This window comes from Pseudoalteromonas shioyasakiensis, assembly GCA_013391845.1.
GTDB lineage: Bacteria > Pseudomonadota > Gammaproteobacteria > Enterobacterales > Alteromonadaceae > Pseudoalteromonas > Pseudoalteromonas apostichopi.
In genome coordinates, this window is the sequence record CP058414.1 from 2,370,838 (window position 1) to 2,395,400 (window position 24,563).

A 24,563-nucleotide genomic window follows, 5' to 3' on the forward strand; every position below is an offset into this window, starting at 1 on the left:
TATACATACCACCATAAATTACCGATTTTATTTTTAATTAACAACAATTTGTTTGTTTTCTGTACTCTTTAGGTATTAAAACCCCGTGTCTACTTTATCCGGGTCAGATTCAGAAGGCTTACGGCTCAAAGATTAATTCACTGCATTAGACTAAAGTCTATAGGTTAAATTTCCTCATCTATTAGGTCATTTTTTATCGTTTGTTGAATTTGCGCTGTTCAATTAAAGTTCATTTGTCGGCGATTGATGCCGATTTAAATAGAGGAAAAGATTATGTTTAGTACACTTATGAAACGCGTTGCACTTAGCTCTTTATTAACTTGTTCAGCTATGGCAGTGGCTGATCAAAGTGACTACAAATTGATGGTAATTGACCAGTCTATTACTGCTAATGTTGCAGAAATCCGTCAATACGAACAGGCATTTAATGACTGTGCTTTGAGTGTGAAAGATAAAAAGTTCTCTGAAGCTGAAACACTATGCTCAAAAGCAATCAGCTTACTAAGTTCTAGTAAAGTACCTAGTCATAAACGTCGCGAATTAACGTCGTTTACGTTAAGCAATCGTGGTGTTGCCCGCATCATGTCTGAAAACGACACTGCAGCACTGTCTGACTTTTACGAAGCAGTACAAATTTCAGGTAACGAGTTAGTTGAACACAACTTAACTCGTGCTAAAAAGAACTTAGCTTTATAAGTTCTCACAGAATTGTGTTGTCTCAAAACCCAGCTTCGGCTGGGTTTTGTCGTTTATGTGTTATTAGTTTTTTGTTTTGCGATTCTATTAATGAATCAAGCTCTTTAAGTAATAGGCTCTCTACGGTCTTTTTATCCAATTTTGCCAATTGTTCTAAGCTGTAATTTTTGCCAATTTCTTTAGCTAAAATATAACCTAGATAGTAACCTCTCCTGTATGGTAGGTTTGTCTCGTCCTGTGTGAAATTGAAAAATGAAGAATATGTTTCAGGCTTTATTGAATAAAACTTTTTCTTAAGGTCAACGAGAGAATACAGCTCTCTTGATTGAATCTTTTCAATCAGATTGTCAGGTATGTTTAGCATCAATTCATCATCACTCGCTGACGGGCTCAATTGATGTGAAACGTAAGTTGCTAAACCCTCAGTCCAAATCGAACACCATAGCTCAACATCACATTGAAATAAATTTTCATGATAAACATGAAATAGTTCGTGATGAAGAAATGGCGTATCATTTTTCCAATTATGATATTTGGCCATAAGATCGACACCAAACATTAAGTAAGACTTACCATTCAAATCACGAGTTGCACCATTGAACCTTCCAAGCGAGTGAAGTATGTAAATGGGTGTTTCAGATTTGAAATTGGGGAAAGTAGCAATGAATGATTCCATACTGCTATTTAAATCTTTAGATAAACGCTTATTTTTTGAGTGATAAATCTCTTCTATTGCACTAAAACCCGCAATAGCTTTTAAAAAGCTTTTATCACTATAAAAAGGTGCAAATTGAGAAGCGAAATGTTGAGAGAACTGCTCTGCTCTCTTTTCTTGTGTCAAAGTCTGGGTTGACTGATATAAAGTATAAAAATCATCAGCGAGATTAATTACTTCGACGTCAGCTGACTGGGCGTTAGCAAACGCCTTAAATGAAAGCACTCCAGATATGAATGTTGGCAGTAAAAGAGCTTTAGATAGATTTAGCATAATTATAATTAGTAATATTTGTCATGTTAAAGCCAGATACGTTGAGGCTTTGGTATTCCGTACGCCCAGTAGCTTTTTGAAATAAACCTGTAAATTACATCAATATCGAGGTCAGTTTTATCCGTGCTGATTTTATATGCTTGCACCAGTATTCCTTTATGATGTTAACACCTGTTATTTAAGAAGTTTAGTTTTAACAAAGTTACTAACCGATTGCTACATATAAAATTAGAGCGCATTTTAAACAGGGAATAGCCTACTGACACAAACACTGCCACAACGTAAAACCATTACATTGTTATTAAATTTAACAATAATAGATTTGCATGTTGTTTATAAGGGGCTTTAATACGCCCCTAATTTTAATGAATTTTTACAAACGCTTTATTAGTTGATCTACTTTTGCCACAACAGGCCATGCAGAAGATTGATAATTGCCTAACACAACTAAAATATACCCATTGTCCATATACATATTTAGCCTGGCAGTCATACCTAAATGCGAACCATTATGCCCAACAATCGTATTTCCTTCTGAGTTTCGGACTGAAAACCCATAGCCCCAGTTTGGCGCATTAAGTTCAGGCTTTGCTGTAAGGGCAACTTTAGAAAGCTCAAGACTGAGTAACCCTCCATTTTGCATAGCCAAGGCGAACTTATGTAAATCGCCTACCGTTGAGTATCCACCACCTGCTGGCCCCCCTTTCACTGATTGAAACATTAAGTTTTCAGTTACTTGACCCGTTTCTACTGAGAACCAATAATTCCGAGCAGTGTTCTTGACCGGTACGTCTAGATCAAAACTTCCGCTTTGTTGCATGTTGGCTTTTTGATAAATATTTTTGTTAATGAAATCAAAATAACTTTCGCCAGTAACATTCTCAATAATCTGACCAAGTAATGTCACACCTGTATTGCTATATCGCCATTGTGTTCCAGGTTCAAATGTTGTGTTAATAGACGTGTATAAATGTTGAATATCTTTAAGTGAACGCACTTTATTTTCTATTTCGCCATACCCAGACATATTGCCAATACCCGATGTATGACTTAATAAATGTCGGATCTTAATTTTTTCAAAGTCGCCCTTGCCTAAAAGGCTTTTATCAATAAATTTGGTTAACGAATCATCAAGAGATAGTTTGCCAGCTTCAATCAATTGCAATATAGCAACACTCGTAAACATCTTATTCATTGAGCCAATCTGAAACTTAGTATCTAAGTTATTTTTTACATCATAGCGATGTGAAGCGAGGCCATATGCAGCGTTAAATAAAACATTATTATGTTTGGCAAGTAGTATTGTGCCAGAGAAAGCGCCATTCTTAGCAAGCCTCTCAGTATATTCTTTAACCTCGTTAACTAATTGAGACTCAGTAAATGAACCTTTAGAGTCTGGGTTTTGAGGGTCAGCATCGATATACCAACCTGTAATTGCTTGTAATGGCTCATTATTAAAAAGAATAACCACCTCGTGCTGCATTTCGGTATTTTTTGAATACACTTTACTGATATGTCGTATACGATTATTTAAGGTTTCAAGCTCTGTTGAAATAACATTCAACTCGCCATGGAAAAGTGCGGTGTTGATAGAATACCCAACATATCGATCTTTGCCTGTACCGTCCCAACGTGCAAGAGAGTCTGGCGAAAAGTTCTTTACTACAAATCCTTCAACCTTATTTAAATCTTTGCTGTTCAAAACAGTGATGAATTGATTAGCCAAATTGTTATAGTCTAGTTCTTTTGTTGCCTGTGCTTGTTGACTAATGCAAGAGATAAAAATTATAAGTGTAATTAAATATTGCTTCACTTTATATTCCTTTTACTATTTATTGATTAAGATGGCACTGGGCCTTTTGATTATTTTTTACTGTTATGAATCGTAAAAAGCGATGAAGCACTAATTAAGAAAACATTAAGAAAGCATTAAGCTTAAAATAACTAATAATAACAACAGGATAAGATTAGCTTTGAGTGTGAGTGAATTGCCAAATCAATTTTGTATTAATGACTTTCTGATTGATGTTGAAACTGGCGAGGTAGTAAGTGAAGGTAAAGTCCAAGTTATAGAACCTAAAGTGATGGCTCTTCTGCTGGTTTTTGCTCAAAGACCGCGACAAGTTCTATCGGCCGAAATGCTTTTTGAAATTGTTTGGCCACAGGCAATTTATAGTCCAAACTCAGTTCGAAGAAATATCGCACTTTTAAGGCAAGCATTGTCTGATGACAACAAAAGCATTATCAAAACACATCCAAAACGAGGCTACAGCCTTGACGCTCAAATACATTTTCCTGATAAGAAAGCAATCACCTCATCTAAAGAACTACTACACAAAAAATATTTAAAGCAAACACTGTTACTTGTCCCTGTTCTATTTATCTTTATATTGTTTTTTAGTTTCTCTAGCTCAAGTAATGACATTTCTCTAGAGAACCTTGAGCCAGTTACGGCAAGTAATGAAAAAGAACGCTTCATGCAAGTTAGCCCTGATGGGCGGTTTGTCGCTTATATTCAAGCTACCAATAAACCAAACAAGCGAAAGCTTTTAATCAAAGACCTAAAATTAAATGCACATTGGCAACTAAATACAACCTTAAAAGCGTTTACCTATCTTGCATGGGATAAAAACACAAATGCACTGGTTTATTCATTTAAAGGAGAAGAAGGTATCTCATTTAACCGCTTACTACTGAATGAACAGGCTAAAGTAGTAAATGAAGAAAAGCTTTTCTCGCGTAGCGATATTACTTGGAACAGTTTGTTTTTTATAGATGACCAGCAAAACCTTTATTATTTGGCTAATCGAAATAGCTCCGAGCACAGCCGAAATGTAAGCTTGTATCGCCATAACTTGATAACTGGCAATTATGAAAAACTACTCCAGCCAAGTGATGACTTTAAACCTTATAAACTCGCTTTATCACCAGATCAAAAACAATTAGCATTAGTTGGGTTTAATGAAAATGCAATATCTGAAGTAAAGCTTTTAAACTTAGCGAATAGCGAACTTACATCAGTCGGTAAAATCGATCATAACTGGCATTTTATGGATTGGTTTGAAGATGGTGATTCTTTGCTGCTAAGCAATGGCAGTGAGTTAAAGCAACTTAAATTAAGCGGAGAACTAACTACTCTGAATTTTAAAAGCTATAACTTTTTGGTTTATCCCCAAATAGTTAAAGACAAGCTTTATTTTATTGAAGCTAAGTCTGATCAAGATATCTTAATTAGTAGTTTAGATTTACTGCCTACTCCTACCAAAATTATAAACTCTAACACTATTGATAAAGGAGCTGCACTTTCACCGGATGAAAAACACATTGCCTACATGTCAATGAAACATGGACTACCTCAACTTTTTTTAAAAAATATAGAGAATGAAAAAGAAACACTACTGTTTGAGAACACTAAGCAAGAATTTGCTTTATCAAAGCCTATCTGGGACATCTCGGGAACCCGCATAGCAAGCAGTATAAATAACAAACCGTTTATTATTGAGTTTGAACAGAACCAATTCTCAGTCAGATGGTTAAATGAAATCATTGGTGAACCAATAGCGTGGTATAAAAAGTCAGATGCCATTTTGTTTGTTGATAAGAACACTCACAATGACGAGATAGTTAGGTTTAATTTAACTACTAATCAGATAGTGTCATTGAAAACACAATTGACCTATAAAGAAGTCTTTTTAAATGATAAAGACGAATTACTGAGCTTTCACAATGGCCGAGTTATAAGCAATGGAGACACTAACCTTTTAAATAATAGGCATTTTATTTTAAGTGTCTATCCACAGGAAAATGGTTTTTTCTATCAATACACACAAAATCAGACACCTACTATGAATTTTTATGATTATAAACAAGGTGTTCAAAATCTAAGTAATGATTTTCAACAGTTTTGCGTAGTGTTTTGTAGCCAAATAACAGCACTAAACGGAAATACCATTTTATTAAAAGAACAACATGATACGGCAGATATTTTAGTTTTGAAAATAGCTCTAAAGTAATAGCCATTCTTCTGATATCTGCCGTATACCTACAAATCTACTTGCTAGGGGCACTCTCTGAAATAAAGCAATGACATTAGTGTGTAAGTTTAATAGCTTAATTGGTTTTTTAATATTCAAATTCCCCCCTCTACTACCCCGCCACACCTCAAATACTGAGTAATTACTCTATAGATTAAATTTCTTCATCTATCAGTTTTAATTTAATCGTTTGTTTAGCTTATAGGAATATTTTAAAGTTCACTCGTTGGCAAGAAACACCAACTTATTCAGAGGAAAACTATCATGTTAAAAACACTTGTAACCACTATTGCACTTAGCTCTTTATTAACTTGCTCAGCGATGGCAGTAGCCGATCAAGCTGATTATAAACTGATGGTTATTGAGCAAGCTCAAACTAACGACAATGCAACTAGCCAATACGAAACTGCCTTCAACCGCTGTGCATTAAGCGTTAAAGAAAAGAATTTTTCAGAAGCGGAAAGTCTGTGTACTCAAGCAATTTCTCTTCTAAGCACAAGTAAAGTACCAGGTTACAAACGCCGCGAATTAACATCGTTTGCACTTAGTAACCGTGGTGTTGCACGCATCATGTCTGAAAACGATACTGCTGCACTTTCTGACTTTTATGAAGCAGTGCAAATTTCTAAAAACGAACTTGTTAACCATAACTTAAGCCGCGCAAAACAAAACCTAGCGCTGTAAAAGTTACCCCAACCAAATTGTTGTCGAAAGCCCGGTTCTTGTGTGTTCTGACCGGGCTTTTTTTCGTCTTAAATATCTGCTTTATAGAATACTTTTCTTCACCTAACGGGTGCGATTATCTCGTTTGTCAGTTTTATACAGTGTTTCTAACTTTATAGAGTAAGCATATTGCTTACACTAACAAGGAGAAAACAATGTTTAAATTAAATCTTAAACCCTGCCTGTGGTTAATATTATTTGTTTGTTCAAATTTTGTATTTGCCAACAACAACGACTTTAAACTCATGGTTGTTGACGATAACGCAAGCTCAAAAGCAATTATGCAAGGTAACTTTGCTAATAATTCTTTAGAGACAATGAACGAAGCTAACAACTATATCGTGCCATTTAATCGTTGCGTTGCGAGTGTGAAACTGAAGCAGTTTGATAAAGCTGATCAAGATTGCTCTCAAGCAATCGCGATGCTTAAAAAGGTCAATGCTCCACACTATAAGCGTAATGAACTGACGTCTTATGCATTAAGTAATAGAGGTATTGCCAGACTAATGGCGAAAAATGATACGGCAGCCATTGCCGATTTCTATGAGGCTGTGCAGCTAAATAATAACGAGCTGGTGTCGTTTAACTTAAATCTCGCTAAACAGGAATTAAAATTGTGGTAAAAAGTCATCAGGCTAAAAGAAAACCAGCCATGTTGGCTGGTTTTCTTATACCAATTACATTTTAAGATTTATCTCTTGGCACAAAATCAAGCACTGTAGCATTTATGCAGTATCTATCTTTACCTCTTGGCCCTTCACCAGGGAACAAATGACCTAAGTGAATGCCGGAGCTTTTTGACTTAAGCTCAATTCGCTGCATGCCGTAACTATTATCTTCATGCATTGTCACACTATCTTTTACAGGATGAGTAAATGAAAGCCAACCGGTGCCAGAATTGAATCTGTTTCGGGTGTCAAAAAGCGGCGCACCACTTAACTTATCAATGAAAATTCCATCAGGTGTATTTTTAAAGATATCGTATTGTTTACAAAAAGGGCTGTCTGTAGTCGCATGAAAAGCCACTCTAAAAGCTTCACTGTCACCCAGCTTAAATGCGCCTAACGCTTTGTAAAACTCACCTTTACTAACATACCCTTGTCTGCCATAAACCTCTTCACCATTTTCAATAAATAGTAAAGTAGGAGTCGCCCATGTCGGAGTTTTTATGTTTAAACCATCAAGTTCATCAGCATGGCGAAAGGTCATAGGGATCGACCCCATGTATTCATTGGCGACCTCTTTTTTGAATTTTTCACAGTATGGGCAATAACCTTTAGCATCTATCACTACAATTTGCTTACCTGCCAATAAGGCTGTGTTATCAACCTGCTGTTTTTCTACTGGTGTAAAAACAACGCCTGTTGAGTGATCTGGGCAATAGCCATTAGGATTTTTCTTTAAATAATCTTGGTGATAATCCTCAGCAGCATAAAACGCATCAAGCGGTTTTATCACAGTTACAATCATGCCAAACCCTGCTGCTGTTAGTTTCTCTTGATATTCATCTTTAAGTTTATTGGCAATCTCGAGTTGCTCATTATTACTAGTCAAAATTGTTGAGCGATATTGAGTACCAATATCATTACCTTGGCGATTTAGCTGAGTAGGATCATGGTTTTCAAAATAGTGTTTTAAAAGTGATTGTGTTGTTAACTCGTTACTGTTGTATGTCACTTTAACTACTTCTGCGTAATTGTTTTCATCAAAACGACGAGAACTACGAGTAATATTTTTGTAAGTTGCTTTAAATCCATGCCCATCAGCATAACCAGATACCGCATCTAACACGCCATCCAGTGCTTCATAACGTTTTTCTGCTCCCCAAAAGCAACCCGAGCCAAGCACTATAGTTTCGATATGCCCTGTTGCATTATCTGGCATTGTGTCAGCTTTAATTGGGCTGATGGTAAAAATGGCACTGCAAGTGAATAGTGTCAGTAACATCGACTTAATTGTCATACTAATTTCCTCGTAAAAGCCTGTATTTAATAGAGACCGAGCATAGGTATTAATAATTTCAACTTAAACGCATGCAAACAGCGATTCACCGCTAACAATTTAACTCTTAACCTTATTTACGGTAAAACACAGCTTTTTAACATTGGGATATTAAAAAATGAAAATTGCACACAGCTTATCTGCTATTGCATTAGGATTAACACTTGCTACGCAAGTGAATGCCGCAGAGTTCACTTTTGCAAAATCAATTAAACCGAACGACAACACCTTAGTTTTATTTTTAGATACAGATAGCCAAGTTGCTAACTTTAATTATTTAAAACCAGAAACCCAAACTCACTTAAACAAAGTTATTGAGTTTAGTGACTTTAAAGCTGGCTATGGCAAAACATTAGAAGTAATCGCGCCAAATGGTAGCGAACACCAACGCATCTTACTTGTTGGCTTAGGAGAGCAGCCGAAGCTGGATGCAGCAAAAATGGCAAAACTGGGTGGTAATGTTCACGCTAAATTACAGTCTGCTAAACAAGCAACTGTAAGCCTAGATTTTTCTGAGTTAAAAGACAGCGCAATCAATGCAAAATACGCTGCTGAATTTGCTCATGGTGCGAATTTACGTGACCATCGTTTTGAGCAATATAAAAAAGAACAAGACAGCCATGTTGTTAACTACACGGTTGATGTTGAAAATTTAGACCAAGCAGTCAAAACTCACAAATTACTGCAAAGTATTGAGCAAGGTGTTTTTTTAGCGCGCGATTTAACGTCTGAAGTTGCAACAGAAATGACTCCTGCTGATTTTGCAAAAGCTGCAAAAGAGCTTAAAAAGTTAGGTGTTAAAATCACTGTTTTAGAACCTAAGCAAATCAAAAAGCTTGGCATGGGCGCACTTGAAGCGGTTGGTCGTGGTAGTGAAGAAGGTTCACGTTTAGTTGTTGCTCATTATCAAGGTAATAAAAACACGCCTATCGCATTAATAGGTAAAGGTATTACCTTTGATTCGGGTGGTTATAGTATTAAAACAGGTGCATCAATTGCCCGCATGAAGTCAGACATGGCAGGCGCAGCAGCAGTACTAGGTACTGTAAAAGCAATGGCACTTGCTAAAGCCGATACTAACGTAGTTGCTGTGATGGGCATGGCTGCAAATATGGTGTCACAGTTTTCTGTAGCGCCGGGTGATGTAGTTAGAACTGCTGAAGGTTTAAGCGTTGAGATTGTCAATACGGATGCTGAAGGCCGCTTAGTTCTAAGTGACGCAATGTGGTATGCCCGCGACAAGTTTAAGCCGAGCATTATGGTAGATGTTGCAACCCTAACAGGCTCTAAAATTCGTGCTGTTGGTAATGAATATGCTGCGGTATTCTCTGATGACGATACACTTGTTGAGCAGTTAACAGTGGCTGGTAAACAAGTAAACGAAAACCTATGGCGTTTACCACTAGGTTACAAAGATGCCTTAAAATCAGACATTGCTGACCTAAAAAATATCGGCTCACATGGCCCTGGGGCGACTACAGCTGCAAGTTTCTTACAACACTTTGCTGGTGAAACTCGCTGGGTTCACATTGATATTGCTGGCAACGCGCTAAACTCTAAAGCTAAAGATGAACTAGCTGAAGGCGGAACTGGTTACGGTGTACGTTTATTATCTAATTGGTTATTAAATAACGCACAGTAATTGCTATTGCACTTTTCAAGTGGCTATAAGTAATTATAGCCACTTGATTGTCATGAGTTTTTCTAATTAACACCAAAGACACATTTACATCATCAACATCCAGCCTATATGCTAAGAAGCATTAAGGGATAATAATAAGATTAATGAGTAATGACGACGACCAATAGCACACCTAAGATTATGGCGCTCACTACACACAGCATTTTTTTTGATGCCTACGTGACAGGAAGCGACACACTTAATACACAAAAGAAAATATGGGCATTAGCTCAGTACTGTAAAAATAGTGATGATTTTGTTGATGTAGTTCCTGCCAATAATAATTTAACCCTATATTTAAAAGAACCAACTCAACTTGCAGGCTGGCTACCAAGATTACTTGAGCAATGGCACGAACTTAAATCCAGTGACTTTAATTCGCGTCATCATAAGTTAGCTACGCGCTACGGCGGTGAATATGGGCCTGATATCGCGCATGTTGCTAAGCATCATAACCTCTCTGTCGACGATGTTGCTCAAATGCACAGCAATGCCAAATACCATGTTCTGTTTTTAGGCTTTAAACCCGGCTTTGCTTATTTAGATGGTTTAAATCCAAAGCTTTTTACACCTCGTCATGCTGAACCACGGCTTTCTGTACCAAAAGGTTCTGTTGCTATCGGCGGTGAGCAAACGGGTATTTACCCTGAAACTTCCCCCGGTGGCTGGCAGATTATCGGCCATACAGATTTTAAATTATTTGATATTAATGCTGCTTCACCATGTGCTATTGAGCCCGGCGATACTTTAGAGTTTGTTATTCAGGAGGTGTTAAAATGATCACTATCATCAAACCTGGCATGCAAATGTCTATACAAGATCAAGGACGCACAGGATCTCGTCACTTAGGAATTGGTCAATCTGGTTGTATCGACCCTTATGCGCAAATAATAACGAACCGTTTAGTCGGCAATGATGATAATAATCCAGTAATCGAAATCACCTTAGGTCTTGCTGAGATACAATTTGATAATGATTATTACATTGCTCTACATGGCACTGATATGAAAGCCACAGTAAACGGCAATGCCGTGGAACCAGGATGGAGTTTTTATATCAAAAAAGGTGATGTATTAAAGCTCAATGCAGCACGCCATGGTTTTAGAAGTTACCTTGCGATTGGCGGCAAGTGGCATTTACCAGAGCCTATTTTAGATTCTTACTCAACTGATATTTCAGCTGGTTTTGGTGGTTTAACCGGTCACGCACTGCAAACTGGTGATACCTTTCAAATTACGCCTAAGTACAAGACCAAAATTGGTTTAGGCGCCATGCTTCCACCTAAAAGTACGCAGATACGAATTCATGCTGCACCACACGCCGCGTTGCTACCTAAAAACACCATTGTAAACTTTATTAATCATTCATGGCATGTGTCTCCTAACAGCAACCGCATGGGCACAAGACTATTAAGTGATGAGTGTGATATCAGCCATGATATTTCACTACCATCTATGGCTGTTGCTCCTGGGTGTATCCAGTTACCGCCAAACGGTGAACCCATAGTGCTTTTAAATGATGCGCAAACAACGGGGGGTTACCCATTACTTGGTACAGTGATCGAAGCAGATCTTCGTCACTTTGCACAATTAAAACCAGGCGATTTCTTACACTTTAAGTTTGTGACACTCAAGGAAGCGCATGAAGCACAAGAAAAGCTAACTGCACACTTAAATCAACTTGCGATAGCCCTTAACTATATTAATAAATAACTCATAATTTATTTAAGTTAAAATTAGCGAGCAAAGCTAACCTTTGCTCGCGCTATCTTTACGACTTGTCTATACATTTAAAAAGGTAAAAAACCACACATTTTTATGCACCAAAGCTGTGCAGGTCATTTAGTAATAAGAGCCTTTATATTAGGCCCTATATCACCCAATTTGTGCAAATCAAGCATTTAAACTGCTCAGCCTTTAACCACTTACCCCATACTGGTGCAAAGACATAATCCTAGGTGCATATTTTATTCTCAATTAATTAAAAAACCTGTGTGACTTAGGTAATTATTTCTGTTAAAACAAACATTCGCAGTTATATAAATTCTGTTAACTGCGCACATAATTGGAATGAGGAGTCACTATGTGTTCAATATTTGGGGTATTAGATATTAAATCTGATCCCACTCAATTGCGAAGCCAAGCAATTGAGATGTCAAAACTATTAAGACACCGCGGACCAGATTGGTCTGGCGTATATTCATCTGATAAAGCTATTTTAGTGCATGAACGTCTTGCTATTGTTGGCGTTTCGAGTGGTGCACAACCATTGTACAACCCAGAGCGTACAAATATTCTTGCTGTTAATGGTGAAATTTATAACCACAAAGAATTAGCCGCAAGCTTAGAAACTGATTTTACTTTTCAAACTCAGTCAGACTGTGAAGTTATTTTGGCTTTATATAAGCAAAAAGGCCCTGAGTTTTTAGACGATTTAAATGGTATTTTTGCCTTTTGCTTATACGATGAAGAGCAAGATGCCTACTTAATTGGTCGTGACCATATCGGTATTATTCCACTTTATACAGGTCATGATGAACATGGTAACTTTTATGTAGCTTCAGAACTGAAAGCACTTTCGCCAATTTGTAAACATATTGAAGAATTCCCTCCGGGTCATTTCTTATGGAGCAAAGATGGGCAACTTCGTAAATACTACAGTCGTGATTGGCAAAGCTATGATGCTGTAAAAGACAACGAAGCAAAAACAAGCGATGTAAAAGAAGGTTTAGAGGCTGCTGTTAAACGTCAATTAATGTGTGACGTTCCATATGGCGTTCTATTATCAGGTGGTTTAGATTCATCTGTTATCTCGGCTATTACGCAACGTTTTGCTGCAAAACGTATCGAAGACAATGACGAGTCTGATGCTTGGTGGCCAAAACTACATTCATTCTCTGTGGGTCTTGAAGGTTCGCCTGATTTAGCAGCTGCACAAAAAGTAGCTGATATGATTGGTACGATTCACCACCCTATTCACTTTACAATTCAAGAAGGTATTGATGCACTACGTGAAGTGATTTATCACATCGAAACGTATGATGTAACAACCATTCGTGCCTCAACACCAATGTATTTAATGGCGCGCCAAATTAAAGCTATGGGTATTAAAATGGTGTTGTCTGGTGAAGGTGCCGATGAGCTTTTTGGGGGTTACCTTTACTTCCACAAAGCGCCAAACGCGCAAGAGTTCCATGAAGAGCTTAATCGTAAGGTATCAAAACTAAATATGTTTGATTGCTTACGTGCTAATAAATCGATGGCAGCATGGGGCGTTGAAGCGCGTGTTCCATTCTTAGATAAAGAGTTTGTTGATGTAGCAATGCGCATCAACCCAGAAGCGAAAATGTGTAAAGACGGTAAAATTGAAAAACACATCATTCGTGAAGCGTTTGACGGCTATTTACCAGACGAAGTGCTTTGGCGCCAAAAAGAACAATTCTCTGATGGTGTTGGTTATAACTGGATTGATACTTTAAAAGAGTATGTAAACGATCAAGTTAGTGATCAAGACCTAGCTAATGCAAAATACAAATACCCGATTAATACCCCAGATTCTAAAGAGGCGTATTTCTATCGTAGTATTTTTGAAGAGCACTTCCCAGGTGATGCAGCTGCGAAATGTGTTCCGCATGGCAAATCAGTTGCTTGTTCAACTCCTGAAGCGCTTGCATGGGATGCATCATTCCAAAATAATGCTGATCCTTCGGGTCGTGCTGCGGGCGTTCATAACGACGCGTACAAGAAGTAGTAAATTTGTGCTGCAAACACTATGTTTGCAGCACTTTCATCTCAACTAAAATAATTTGCTTTGAAATAATACTGTCATCAAATTATTCCTCACCCGCAGCAATTTGTTCACAATTCCAACAAAAAAAGAAAAAAACTGCATTTATTCGGCTGTTTAGGGACAAAACCATTTACATTTTTTTTCGAGCTCCTACACTAAAGATTAGACTTTGGTACAAATTTAGTTCGTCTACAAACTATTTTTTAATTTCCTACGTAAAAAGAGGATTAGTTGAACTTGTGCCATCCGGCCGTTTAGCTTTCTGCTAGATATAACTACAACAAGAGGTATTCATGAGCGAACATCATGATAAGTACAGTATCGACAATACCGACTATACCGTCGGTCAGGACAATGTACAAAAATGGGGTTTTGATGTGCATAACCCTGTATTTGGCATCAGCGCTGGTTTAATTGCCCTATTCTTAGTGGCAACATTAGTTTCAGATGCTGAAACAGCAAAAACTACCCTGAATGGTATTAAAAACGACATTATTAATAATTTTGATGGCTTTTTTATGTGGTCAGCAAACTTATTCGTATTGTTTTGCTTAGCATTAATTGTTTCACCATACGGTAATATCCGCCTTGGTGGTAAAGAAGCACGCCCAACTCACTCTCGTATTTCTTGGTTAGCAATGCTATTTGCTGCAGGTATGGGTATTGGGTTAATGTTTTGGGGCGTGGCAGAGCCAGTCGCGTACTTTACAGGCTGGTACGAAACACCACTAGGTGTTGAAGCAAACACACCAGAAGCCGCTAAATTGGCAATGGGCGCAACTATGTTCCATTGGGGTCTGCATCCTTGGGCAATTTACGCTGTTGTTTCTCTTTCGTTGGCATTCTTTTGCTACAACAAAGGGCTACCTTTATCTATTCGCTCTATTTTTTACCCTATTTTAGGCGACAAAGCATGGGGCTGGCCTGGGCATTTAATCGATATTCTAGCAGTGCTTGCTACCCTATTTGGCCTTGCGACCTCACTTGGATTAGGCGCACAACAAGCGGCCGCAGGTATTAACCATGTATTTGGCACTGATAGCGGAATTGGTTTACAAATTGGCGTTATTGTTGGTGTAACTCTACTGGCTGTGATCTCTGTTGTTCGTGGTATTGATGGTGGTGTAAAACTGCTTAGCAACGTAAACATGCTTATCGCTCTAGTGTTACTAGTATTTGTTGCAATCGTTGGCTTTGCCGCAGCTTTTGGCAACCTTCCTAACACAGTAATGGGTTATGTTGAAAATATCATTCCACTTAGTAATCCACATGGTCGTGAAGATGAGACATGGATGCACGGCTGGACAGTATTCTATTGGGCTTGGTGGATTTCATGGTCACCGTTTGTAGGTATGTTCATTGCGCGCGTATCTGAAGGCCGTACAATTCGTGAGTTCTTAATTGCTGTACTACTAGTCCCAACTATTGTCACCATCTTCTGGATGTCAATTTATGGTGGTATTGCTATTGAACAAGTGGTTGATAAAGTAGGTGTGCTAGGTGAAAAAGGTTTAACTGATGTACCACTGGCTATGTTCCAAATGTTTGAAGCTCTGCCAATGTCGCAAGTGCTTTCGTTCATTGCTATTGTGCTGGTACTTGTGTTCTTTATCACTTCATCAGACTCAGGTTCATTAGTAATCGACTCAATCACTGCAGGTGGTAAAGTTGATGCCCCTGTACCACAGCGTATTTTCTGGGCATCAATTGAGGGTGCTATTGCAGCGGCACTTGTTTGGATTGGTGGTACACAAGCTATCGAAGCATTACAAGCTGGAGCCGTATCAACTGGCTTACCTTTCACATTTGTATTGCTACTTATGTGTGTGAGTTTAATCCTTGGTTTAAGAACAGAACCGAGAAACTAACCACTCAGCTCTAAATAATAAAAACGCCGCATTTGCGGCGTTTTTTATTTATAAGCTTTGGTCAATTAATTTAAATTACCCGATATATAGTCGGTGCAACGGTTGTTATATAAGAAATTCGCTTAGCGGCGTATCTTGGCGGTAATGATATGCGATTTGCGCTTGTAATAGCTCTGCGGTAGCAGTGGCATCATTCAGCGCATTGTGGTTTTGATACGCGGGCAGCGAATAACGAATACGAGAATCAGCTAATCGCACAGAATCAAGCTTAGAGTTGAATAATCTACCTAGTAACCCCTGCTTTGCTCGCAGAGCACGAGTTTCCAGATCTAGCGTGTCTATAACGGCAAACTCAAGGCCTTCACCTAATCGAGCTTGCAACGCTTGATATAAAAAATGCCTTTCAATGGGTGCAAAATGCACCACAATCACTTTGCCCTTCAATGCTGTTAGCAATGGTTCCATAATTGTTGAGAAATCTGGCGCATCGCTTACTTCTGAATGGGTTATGCCATGAATAACAATCGACTCTTCAGCAAGCTTACGCCTTGGCTGAACAATCCAATGCTGGCTATCTTTACAAAAGATACGCTTAGTATTAAATGGGATTAAGCCGACACTGACTATATCGTCATTTTGAAAATTTAGACCTGTTGTCTCAAAATCAAGCGCCACTAAGGGAACGTCACAGATTGGTATCTTTAGGTCACAAATGGCAGATTCATAAAACTCTTGAATTAACGGCTGTTTACTAGCAGCTAATAACTGCTGATACCGAGTCGGCCAATCAAGTTTTGCCCCTTGTTTTGCCATTACTTAATCCCTGAGTTAGCAGAGTATCTGAATTTAAGGAAACTCTGCGCTTTATCTAGAATCGCAAATGCCTCTTTTAGATTTCGTTGCTCAAAAGGAGAAAGCAAATGAGGCTCAAGATCGTTATCAGGTTCTTCATCAAGCTTTTCAATTTGCCATGCTTGGTGCCTAATTCTGATCATGGCAATATATTCAAGGGCATCACGTAGATCTTGTGCCTTACCCTCGGGCAACAATTTAGCTTCGATAATATCTTCCAAACGCTCGAATGAATTTTGTTTGCGGCTACCTACTGCCAGAGCATGTACACGAATAACATCTGATAAAGGCGCAGTTCCACGGCGTTTTAAATTCATTGATCGCTTATGCTGACCATTGTGCTCTAACACAAAGTCTTTAAAGAAACCTAAAGGCGGTGTTCTATTTCGTGCATTGGCAGCAAGATTAGCCAAGAAACGTTTATTCTTGCGCCCTTCTGTTGCAATGAATCGCTTAAGCTCATCAGCCCACTTGTTTTTACCGTAAACGCCATCTAAATCAAAAAAGATGGAACTATGTAATAATGCCTGTGGTTTTGGTTCTGCCATCCAACCGGCAAATTGTTCTTTCCACTGCTCCCGCGTTAAACGCCACTTTTTAAAAGACGCCATAATTTCACCTTCACAGTATTTATAACCACACTCGGCTAAACCATCACAGACAAAATCAGCTAACTTTTGAAAATAATCGTCGTGTAATTCTTCATTAAAACTATTATCAAGGATAATGGCATTATCTTGGTCGGTGACAATTAATTGTTCATCACGAGCCATTGAGCCTAAAGCGATAAAACAATAAGGAACTGGTGGCGGGCCAAATTTTTCTTCGGCTAAATCAAGCAAACGCTGTTTAAATGTGCGTCCTATCACAGCCATAGCTGTGCCTATCATATGTGAGTTAGCATCTTCATTTACCATGCGCACAAACACATTAGGTAGTTGTCTTGCATAGTAAGCTAAATCTTCAATCGATTGCTGAGCTAATATACCTCGCACCAACAATAAGCTACTTTGCGATTCGTAACGTAAAATATCCGATAACGAAATAACACCAATGGGTTTTTTCTTCACAACGACTGGCAGGTGGTGAATGTTATCTCTGAGCATAGCAAGCACAGCTTCAAACACGTACGCATTACTATCAAGCAGAACTAAGTCTGTTTGCATAATTTGCTCTGCTGGCGCTTCGTAACTCAAACCTTCAGCAATCACACTGGTACGTAAGTCTCGGTCAGTAATGATTCCTACCACCTGACCGTCATCATCATCGGGATCATCACTAATTGGTTTATCCGCATCAGTCACTAACACTGAAGATACCGACTCTTGTGTCATCAATTGTGCAACCATTTGCACAGAGGCACTTTTTGCAACAGTCACTGCATCACGGTGCAGTAGTGACTTCACTTTTGCTGTTGTTAAGTCGTTGCTATCCGCTTGTTCAACAATTGCCTGATGAAGGCGCACATTACCATCGGCTTCAAAAAAGTCGGCAAATACTTCGTATTCATCACAGTATTGGTTAAACAACTTCACATTGATGCAATAAACTAAGGTATCTTCAAGTGCCTTTGCCGGAAAACGCACTTTACGGTTCATAAGAAGACCCATTGAACCAAAAATTCCACCGATAGTTAAACGGTTATATAAATCACCATCACGCCGATACATTTCAACGGCACCAGTGCGTATAACAAATAAGTCTGCAATATCATCACCATAATTTAATATTTCTGTGCCGGCCCGAAAATAGGCTATTTCGACTTGTGATGCGAGTTTATTTACAGCCTCATCAGGTAGATCATCAAAAGGAGCATGATCGGAGAGAAATTGGGCAATATCAACGTGTTCGGCTTGCATACGCGTACCTAGTTTTAAACATTTGATTTAATTGTGAGGGTAATTGGCTATTTTTTCAAAGAAAAATAGCCAATTTGTTAGGATTAAGCCTTTTCTAACTCTTCAGCAAGAAGTTTCGACTCATCACCTCTTGGTTTTGTGAAGCGCGCTAGACCAAGATAAATAACCGGTGTTAAATAAAGGGTAAATAACACCGCAAGTGCTAAACCGCCAAACACCACCCATCCAATCGCGTTACGAGCCTCTGCTCCAGCGCCAGTAGATAGAATTAGTGGTAATGCACCCAGTAAGGTTGAAACCAGTGTCATTGCAATTGGGCGAAGGCGAACTAATGCGGCCTCTTCAACAGCGACTCTTACCGTTCGGCCTTGGTCACGTAACTGATCAGCAAACTCCACCAGCAATATTGCATTTTTGGCAATCAAGCCAATCAACATCACTAATCCTATTTGCGAGTATATATTTAGTGAGGTACCTGTTAGATACAAGGCTAAAATGGCTGACGTAATACCAAATGGCACTGTAATCATCACCACTATTGCACTATTAATACTTTCAAACTGCGCCGCAAGTACCAACAGTACAATTAAAAACGCCAATACATAGGTCATCAATACTTCATTGGCAGTTTCTTCGAAGGTTAATGCTTCACCTTTAAACGCCAAACTAATACCAGCAGGTAGAGATTGCTCTGAAATATCACGGATTTTTGTTACCAGCTCAGCAATTGTAACACCCTCTGGCATTTCCATACTTAGCTCAATAGCACGACGCTGTGCATGGCGCTCTAGCTCTGCAGCCACACCTTCTTCTGTGATAGTCGCAACGCTACTAAGAGGCACTAACTGACCGTTACGACCGCCAACATACAAATTAGCTAAATCGCTTGGATTAGTGATAGTTTGGTTTTGAGCTTGCAACATGATTGGGATTGATTGATCACCAATATTTAAATCAGCAATATCATCACCATTAATTGCAGCTCGTAGCGTTACTGATATATCACTAAGCGAGACACCAAGCTCTTCGGCACGACGTCTATCAATATTGACCCGTAATTGTGGTTGTGACGGCTGATATGAAATACGCACAGGGGCCACTTCTGGCACTGCCTTTTCAATCTCAGCAGAAAAGTCTTGTGCTGCTTTAAATATCTCAAGATAGTCTTGCCCTAATAACGCAAGCTCAATACCACCACCTTGACCGCGTAAATTCAAACTATTTGAACCACCTGGGTAACCAGCCGCACCTGGAATATTTCCTAAAGGACCACGAATCTTATTGATGATTTCTTGCTGGCTAAAGTGACGTTCGTCCCAATGTTTTAATGGCACGGTGATAAATACAATATTTGGATCCCATTGCCCAACCACAGTATAAATAGACTCAATATCACCACTTTCTACATACGGCAGTAAGATATCTTCCATTTGCACCGCTTGCCTGTCCATAAAGTTCAAGCCAACACCATCAGGACCTCGTGCAAAAATACGAATTTTGCCGCGATCTTCTGTTGGCAATAGTTCGTTATCTAAATTGAAATACAGTGCCCCAGAGCCTGCTGCAACCAACAAACACGCAAAAAAGGTTAGCCATGCATGTTGAAGAACTCCGTGTATTGTGCGCTTATATACGGCGGCTAAAACATGGCCAACTTTAGCAAAAGGATGAAAACCGCCCTGCTTTAATTTCAGTTTTGAAGTTAGTGCAGGTACCAAGGATAAAGCAACAAAACTTGAGATGATAACCGCGCCAGCTAGCACACCACCAAACTCTCTAAATAATCGCCCTGCTGTTGAAGGTAAAAAGGCAATAGGCACAAACACCGCAGCTAATACTGCGGTTGTCGCCACAACAGCAAAGAACACCTCGCGAGTACCAACCACGGCAGCAGCACGACGTCCTAGACCTAAACCACGTTGACGCTGTATGTTTTCACTGACCACAATTGCATCATCAACAATTAGGCCTGTTGCTAATACTAATGCAAGTAAGGTAAGTATATTAATTGAGAAACCAAGGGCCCAAATCAGTGCTAAAGAGCCAATTAACGCAACAGGTATCGCAAATGCAGGAACAAGTGTTGCCCGCCAAGAGCCAATAAACACCCAAAGTGTGATCACTACTAATAGTACTGTAAGTAATAGTGAGTTAATTACCTCATCAACTGAGCTTCTAATAAACTGCGCATCGTCAGAGGTTAAAGTAAACTCCATTTCAGGAAAACGTTCACGCATACGCTCAATTAAAGTGAGCACTTCATCAGAAATTTCAATGGTATTAGATTGGGCCTGACGAATAATTTCCATGCCAATAACAGGTGTGCCATTGAGCCTGACAAATGAGCGCGGATCTGCTGGACCAAAGTAAACAGCAGCGACATCACCAATACGAGTATCATCACGGACAATGATGTCTGCCACTTGCTCTGCAGACACTGACGTTGCATCCGCACGAACAATGACTTGTTGATCGCTTGATTTTAAACTACCCGCAGGCACATCAAAGGGAGCTTGACGAAGTACATTAGCAATATCTGGCACCGTAAGGTTAAAGCTGCTGAGCTTAAGCGGGTCGATACGCACTCTAAGTACCCGTTCACGGTCACCATTTAAGCGAACATCGGCAACCCCAGGAATGGTTAAAAACTGCGGAGCTAAATCAACATCAACGCGCTCTGTCAACGCCTCAAGGGACAAACTATCGCTTGATACTGTTAAAGAGACAACCGCTTCTGCATCATTATCGGCTTTAATAATTGATACCCGTTCAACTTCTTCGGGTAATTCTCGTTGTACTCGCGCTACCGATTCGCGTGTTTCGTTTGCAGCATCATCTAGATTAACACCGGGGCGAAACTCAACCACAATACGGGCATTGTTTTCTTCACTTTGCGCACGAATTGACTTAACACCACTGACCCTAGCAACCGCCCCTTCGAGCTTACTGGTTACTTCGGTATCTACAGTTTCTGGTGAGCCCCCAGGAAAAGAAGCTGATACAGTAATACGAGGTCTATCAACATCAGGAAGCTCTCGTACTTCAACTCCCGCTATTGCAGCAATACCAGCGATAATAATGAGTAAGTTAAGTACCACAATTAAAACAGGGCGACGTATCGCCATTGATGGTAAGTCTTCCATCATAGGTTGCTGTTTCATCATTACTCCTTGGCTAGCTTAATTTCATTAATGAAATTAAGCTCTTGATTAGGTCTAAGGCGTTGAACCCCTTCAGTTACCAGTAAGTCGCCTTCTTTTAAGCCTCCGGAGACTAATAAACGCCCAGCTAAACGCTGCTCAATTTTTACATCAACGCGGGTTGCTTTATTATCAACACTCTTCCAAACATAAGGGCCTGCAGCTCACCACATCATCGCTGCTTCTGGTACTACGGCAAGCTCTTCACCTAGAATATTTATATGTACACGGAAGCTCATACCCGGCATAAACTGTTGATCATTATTATCAAGCTTAGCTTTTGTTCTGAGTGTGCGGGTTTGTGCATTGATACGTGAATCAAGCTCTGCCACCTTAGCCGTGTAAGTTTCATCGCCTAACCAAGGCACCACTTCGACTGCTGATTTTTGTTTGAGCACAGACACAGCTGCCTCTGGGGCATTAAAATTAATATAAAGCGCTGAAATATCATCGATGGTAGCGATGGCTGTTTGGGTTGTGATCCTGTCGCCCACTTCGACGTCAGTTAAGCCCATAACACCGCTAAATGGAGCGCGAACTTCACGGTCTTCACGCTCTGTTTTTGCTTGCATTAACTTCACTTTTGCAAGCTCATAAAGCGTTTTGGCATCATCTAAATCACTTTGCGGTACCGCACCACGGGAATGGCTTTCCTCAAGCCTTTTCATGGTGCGCTCAGCATCTTTTAAAGTAATTTCAGCTTCCATCAGCGCAGCTTTTTGTCTGCGCGAATCAAGCTCTAATAGTAAGTCACCTTTGGCAACCTTATCGCCGGGCTTGAAGTAAACAGCAGTGACTCTATCCCCAACAGCTGGGTAAAGTGTTACAGAATGAATAGCTTCAGCATTACCCACAGCTTTTATCTGTTGTTTAGACTTTTCAACAGACACTGATTCTACAACTACATTAGCCGCCTCAGCGACAGAAACACAACTAATACAGGCAATTAAAGTCCATGTATGTAATTTGCCAATTGTCAAAATTTCACCTAAATAAGAATCGTTTTAATTGTTACGAAGTGTAACAGCTTTGTGATCAATAAAAAGCTGACTTCGTTTAATAAACAATTAGCCAAGGTGAAATAGACGACGCGCTCTCGCGTGTTTATTAATTAGAAACGGCAATGTAATGAATCTGTTTCTTTTACATGTGCTTCACTGGCAACGGTTACCTCAACACATCCAGATGCACTATTTAATTGTTCCTTTTGAATAAGCGTAAAATTCCCTTCTTGCTCTGATCTTAAAGAATATTCAAAGGCATCATTACTACCTTCTGATATCGCAGTCACTATGCCGCCAACAAGCGCCCCAGCAATAGCGCCTGCAATCATATCTTCGTGGTTACCATCTAACTGATCAACAATGCCTATAGTAGAACCTGCAGCAATCCCTGTTTTAACGTTGGATGACAATTTAACAGGTTGCACTGACATGACTTTTGCGTAAAAGCGTTTGATCATTACATTTTGGTCTGCTCTATCAACACCTTGCGAGGCACAACCTCCTAGAAATAGTAAACCTAGTAGTAATTTCTTCATTGTTTTCTCACCCCATCAGTTTAAAGCTTAAGTAAGATACTATTCCTGATATAAGTTAGAGACTGTTTAAGATGTGTAAGAAACTGTATGTGGCTAATATACGAGCATAAAAAAACCCCAGACAGTGCTGAGGTTTTTATCAATTCAAAAAGCTAAGAATTACTGTTGGCGCTGTGCTTCTTTTTGCGCTTTTTTAGCTTCTTTACGCTTACGCAGAACTTCTTGCGCTTCGTTACCGATATGGCCTTCACCGCGAGCTTGTGCTAATTCGATTTGCTTTTGACGCTCAGCAAAACGTGCACGTTGCTCTTCTGTAAGGCTGTCGTGACAGTGATGACACGAAACACCTTCCATGTATTCAGGCTTTTGCTTTTCTTCTTCAGTGATAGGCATACGACACGCATGACATTGGTCGTAAGAACCTTTTTGTAAATCGTGATTTACTGCAACACGGTTATCAAATACAAAACACTCACCTTCCCACATAGTTTCTTCCTTTGGTACTTCTTCTAAGTACTTAAGAATACCGCCCTCAAGGTGGAATACTTCGTCAAAGCCTTGCTCTTTCATGTATGCAGTTGATTTTTCGCAGCGAATACCACCGGTACAGAACATCGCCACTTTCTTGTGCTTTTCTGGGTCTAGGTTTTCTTTCGCCCAAGCTGGGAATTCGCGGAACGTTTTGGTGTTTGGATCAACCGCATTTTGGAAAGTACCGATCTCAATTTCGTAATCGTTACGCGTATCGATAAGAATCACTTCAGGGTCTGAAATTAATGCATTCCAGTCAGCTGGTTTTACGTATGTACCCACTACTTCACGTGGGTCGATACCTTCAACACCCATAGTTACAATTTCTTTTTTCAGTTTTACCTTAGTACGGTAGAACGGGCATTCGTCATCGTAAGACTCTTTTGTCACGATGTTATCTAGGTTTGGTTGTGAATCTAACCATGCAAGTAGGTTATCGATACCTTCACGCTTAGCAGAAACAGTACCGTTGATACCTTCAGCCGCAAGTAACAAAGTACCGCGTACTTCATTGTCTTCCATCACTTTAAGTAATGGTTGGCGAATCGCTTCAAAATCAGGAAGGGCTACAAATTTGTATAGTGCGCAAACAACAAAGTGCTCGCTAGTTACATTGTCTTTATGAACAGCAGTCATGGTTTTACCTTTTGCTTTAAATGCCCATGTTGGGCGTTAACCGAATCGCAAATCCGGCGCATTGAGGGCGCGTATTTTACGCGAATTAGCGATAATTGCAAAAACTGATGCGAAATAGCTGTGTTTTTACTGTCTCCTAGTAAGGCAAGTGCGTTATAATGAACA

Annotated in this window: 17 protein-coding genes and 1 pseudogene; 9 read left to right on the plus strand and 9 right to left on the minus strand. The window is 39.4% G+C overall.

The features are described 5' to 3' along the window. Window positions 1-273 precede the first annotated feature (273 nt). A complete protein-coding gene (locus HYD28_10900) occupies window positions 274-696 on the plus strand; it encodes a hypothetical protein (GenBank protein QLE09422.1) in 423 nt (140 codons plus the stop codon). Window positions 697-718: 22 nt separating this feature from the next. On the opposite strand, the gene HYD28_10905 is transcribed toward HYD28_10900, so the two are convergent. Beyond that, window positions 719-1,684, minus strand: a complete 966-nt coding sequence (locus HYD28_10905; GenBank protein ID QLE09423.1) for a hypothetical protein — start codon at window positions 1,682-1,684, stop codon at window positions 719-721. A 373-nt stretch (window positions 1,685-2,057) separates the two neighbouring features. Further along, window positions 2,058-3,497: a beta-lactamase family protein gene (locus HYD28_10910; GenBank protein QLE09424.1), complete on the minus strand. Its 1,440-nt coding sequence runs from the start codon at window positions 3,495-3,497 to the stop codon at window positions 2,058-2,060. A gap of 166 nt (window positions 3,498-3,663) precedes the next feature. Between HYD28_10910 and HYD28_10915 the strand changes: the two genes are divergently transcribed. The 3 genes from HYD28_10915 to HYD28_10925 all read left to right on the plus strand — a co-directional run bounded on the left by HYD28_10915 (window position 3,664) and on the right by HYD28_10925 (window position 7,064). Next, window positions 3,664-5,697, plus strand: coding sequence for a winged helix-turn-helix domain-containing protein (locus HYD28_10915; protein ID QLE09425.1), 2,034 nt, complete (start codon window positions 3,664-3,666; stop codon window positions 5,695-5,697). Window positions 5,698-5,982: 285 nt separating this feature from the next. After that, entirely contained in the window at window positions 5,983-6,402 is a 420-nt protein-coding gene (locus HYD28_10920) for a hypothetical protein (GenBank protein ID QLE09426.1), read from the plus strand. A gap of 194 nt (window positions 6,403-6,596) precedes the next feature. Beyond that, complete coding sequence (locus HYD28_10925; GenBank protein QLE09427.1) at window positions 6,597-7,064, plus strand: hypothetical protein; 468 nt, start codon at window positions 6,597-6,599, stop codon at window positions 7,062-7,064. 61 nt (window positions 7,065-7,125) lie between these two features. On the opposite strand, the gene msrA is transcribed toward HYD28_10925, so the two are convergent. Further along, window positions 7,126-8,403 (minus strand): peptide-methionine (S)-S-oxide reductase MsrA, encoded by a 1,278-nt coding sequence (gene msrA / locus HYD28_10930; protein ID QLE09428.1) that lies wholly within the window; start codon window positions 8,401-8,403, stop codon window positions 7,126-7,128. Window positions 8,404-8,560: 157 nt separating this feature from the next. Between msrA and HYD28_10935 the strand changes: the two genes are divergently transcribed. The 5 genes from HYD28_10935 to HYD28_10955 all read left to right on the plus strand — a co-directional run bounded on the left by HYD28_10935 (window position 8,561) and on the right by HYD28_10955 (window position 15,780). Next, entirely contained in the window at window positions 8,561-10,084 is a 1,524-nt protein-coding gene (locus tag HYD28_10935) for a leucyl aminopeptidase (protein ID QLE09429.1), read from the plus strand. A 150-nt stretch (window positions 10,085-10,234) separates the two neighbouring features. Further along, a complete protein-coding gene (gene pxpB / locus HYD28_10940; GenBank protein QLE09430.1) occupies window positions 10,235-10,903 on the plus strand; it encodes a 5-oxoprolinase subunit PxpB in 669 nt (222 codons plus the stop codon). Beyond that, window positions 10,900-11,835, plus strand: coding sequence for a biotin-dependent carboxyltransferase family protein (locus tag HYD28_10945; protein QLE09431.1), 936 nt, complete (start codon window positions 10,900-10,902; stop codon window positions 11,833-11,835). The genes pxpB and HYD28_10945 overlap by 4 nt, the downstream gene beginning before the upstream one ends. 370 nt (window positions 11,836-12,205) lie before the next feature. Beyond that, entirely contained in the window at window positions 12,206-13,873 is a 1,668-nt protein-coding gene (asnB, locus tag HYD28_10950; GenBank protein ID QLE09432.1) for an asparagine synthase B, read from the plus strand. Between the two features lie 332 nt (window positions 13,874-14,205). Then, the gene (locus HYD28_10955) at window positions 14,206-15,780 is read left to right on the plus strand and encodes a BCCT family transporter (GenBank protein ID QLE09433.1); all 1,575 of its coding nucleotides are present in this window, start codon (window positions 14,206-14,208) and stop codon (window positions 15,778-15,780) included. A gap of 105 nt (window positions 15,781-15,885) precedes the next feature. On the opposite strand, the gene HYD28_10960 is transcribed toward HYD28_10955, so the two are convergent. The 6 genes and pseudogenes from HYD28_10960 to HYD28_10985 form a co-directional block, all read right to left on the minus strand. After that, entirely contained in the window at window positions 15,886-16,593 is a 708-nt protein-coding gene (locus HYD28_10960) for a 3'-5' exonuclease (protein QLE09434.1), read from the minus strand. Continuing rightward, window positions 16,593-18,491: a cyclic nucleotide-binding/CBS domain-containing protein gene (locus tag HYD28_10965; GenBank protein ID QLE09435.1), complete on the minus strand. Its 1,899-nt coding sequence runs from the start codon at window positions 18,489-18,491 to the stop codon at window positions 16,593-16,595. The genes HYD28_10960 and HYD28_10965 overlap by 1 nt, the downstream gene beginning before the upstream one ends. An 83-nt stretch (window positions 18,492-18,574) precedes the next feature. After that, window positions 18,575-21,652, minus strand: a complete 3,078-nt coding sequence (locus HYD28_10970) for an efflux RND transporter permease subunit (protein QLE10536.1) — start codon at window positions 21,650-21,652, stop codon at window positions 18,575-18,577. A gap of 2 nt (window positions 21,653-21,654) precedes the next feature. Continuing rightward, window positions 21,655-22,671: pseudogene (locus HYD28_10975) on the minus strand (efflux RND transporter periplasmic adaptor subunit). 131 nt (window positions 22,672-22,802) lie between these two features. Beyond that, window positions 22,803-23,231, minus strand: a complete 429-nt coding sequence (locus tag HYD28_10980) for a hypothetical protein (protein QLE09436.1) — start codon at window positions 23,229-23,231, stop codon at window positions 22,803-22,805. Window positions 23,232-23,390: 159 nt separating this feature from the next. Further along, the gene (locus tag HYD28_10985) at window positions 23,391-24,398 is read right to left on the minus strand and encodes a rhodanese-related sulfurtransferase (GenBank protein QLE09437.1); all 1,008 of its coding nucleotides are present in this window, start codon (window positions 24,396-24,398) and stop codon (window positions 23,391-23,393) included. Window positions 24,399-24,563: the final 165 nt, after the last annotated feature.

What these genes read in the sequence shown, in the direction of transcription:
- HYD28_10900 (QLE09422.1), top strand. Translation starts at nt 274, where the DNA reads ATGTTTAGTACACTTATGAAACGCGTTGCACTTAGCTCTTTATTAACT.
- HYD28_10960 (QLE09434.1), bottom strand. Translation starts at nt 16,593, where the DNA reads ATGGCAAAACAAGGGGCAAAACTTGATTGGCCGACTCGGTATCAGCAG.
- HYD28_10985 (QLE09437.1), bottom strand. Translation starts at nt 24,398, where the DNA reads ATGACTGCTGTTCATAAAGACAATGTAACTAGCGAGCACTTTGTTGTT.
- msrA (QLE09428.1), bottom strand. Translation starts at nt 8,403, where the DNA reads ATGACAATTAAGTCGATGTTACTGACACTATTCACTTGCAGTGCCATT.
- HYD28_10980 (QLE09436.1), bottom strand. Translation starts at nt 23,231, where the DNA reads ATGAAGAAATTACTACTAGGTTTACTATTTCTAGGAGGTTGTGCCTCG.
- HYD28_10905 (QLE09423.1), bottom strand. Translation starts at nt 1,684, where the DNA reads ATGCTAAATCTATCTAAAGCTCTTTTACTGCCAACATTCATATCTGGA.
- HYD28_10955 (QLE09433.1), top strand. Translation starts at nt 14,206, where the DNA reads ATGAGCGAACATCATGATAAGTACAGTATCGACAATACCGACTATACC.
- asnB (QLE09432.1), top strand. Translation starts at nt 12,206, where the DNA reads ATGTGTTCAATATTTGGGGTATTAGATATTAAATCTGATCCCACTCAA.
- HYD28_10945 (QLE09431.1), top strand. Translation starts at nt 10,900, where the DNA reads ATGATCACTATCATCAAACCTGGCATGCAAATGTCTATACAAGATCAA.
- HYD28_10970 (QLE10536.1), bottom strand. Translation starts at nt 21,652, where the DNA reads ATGAAACAGCAACCTATGATGGAAGACTTACCATCAATGGCGATACGT.
- HYD28_10920 (QLE09426.1), top strand. Translation starts at nt 5,983, where the DNA reads ATGTTAAAAACACTTGTAACCACTATTGCACTTAGCTCTTTATTAACT.
- HYD28_10935 (QLE09429.1), top strand. Translation starts at nt 8,561, where the DNA reads ATGAAAATTGCACACAGCTTATCTGCTATTGCATTAGGATTAACACTT.
- pxpB (QLE09430.1), top strand. Translation starts at nt 10,235, where the DNA reads ATGACGACGACCAATAGCACACCTAAGATTATGGCGCTCACTACACAC.
- HYD28_10965 (QLE09435.1), bottom strand. Translation starts at nt 18,491, where the DNA reads ATGCAAGCCGAACACGTTGATATTGCCCAATTTCTCTCCGATCATGCT.
- HYD28_10925 (QLE09427.1), top strand. Translation starts at nt 6,597, where the DNA reads ATGTTTAAATTAAATCTTAAACCCTGCCTGTGGTTAATATTATTTGTT.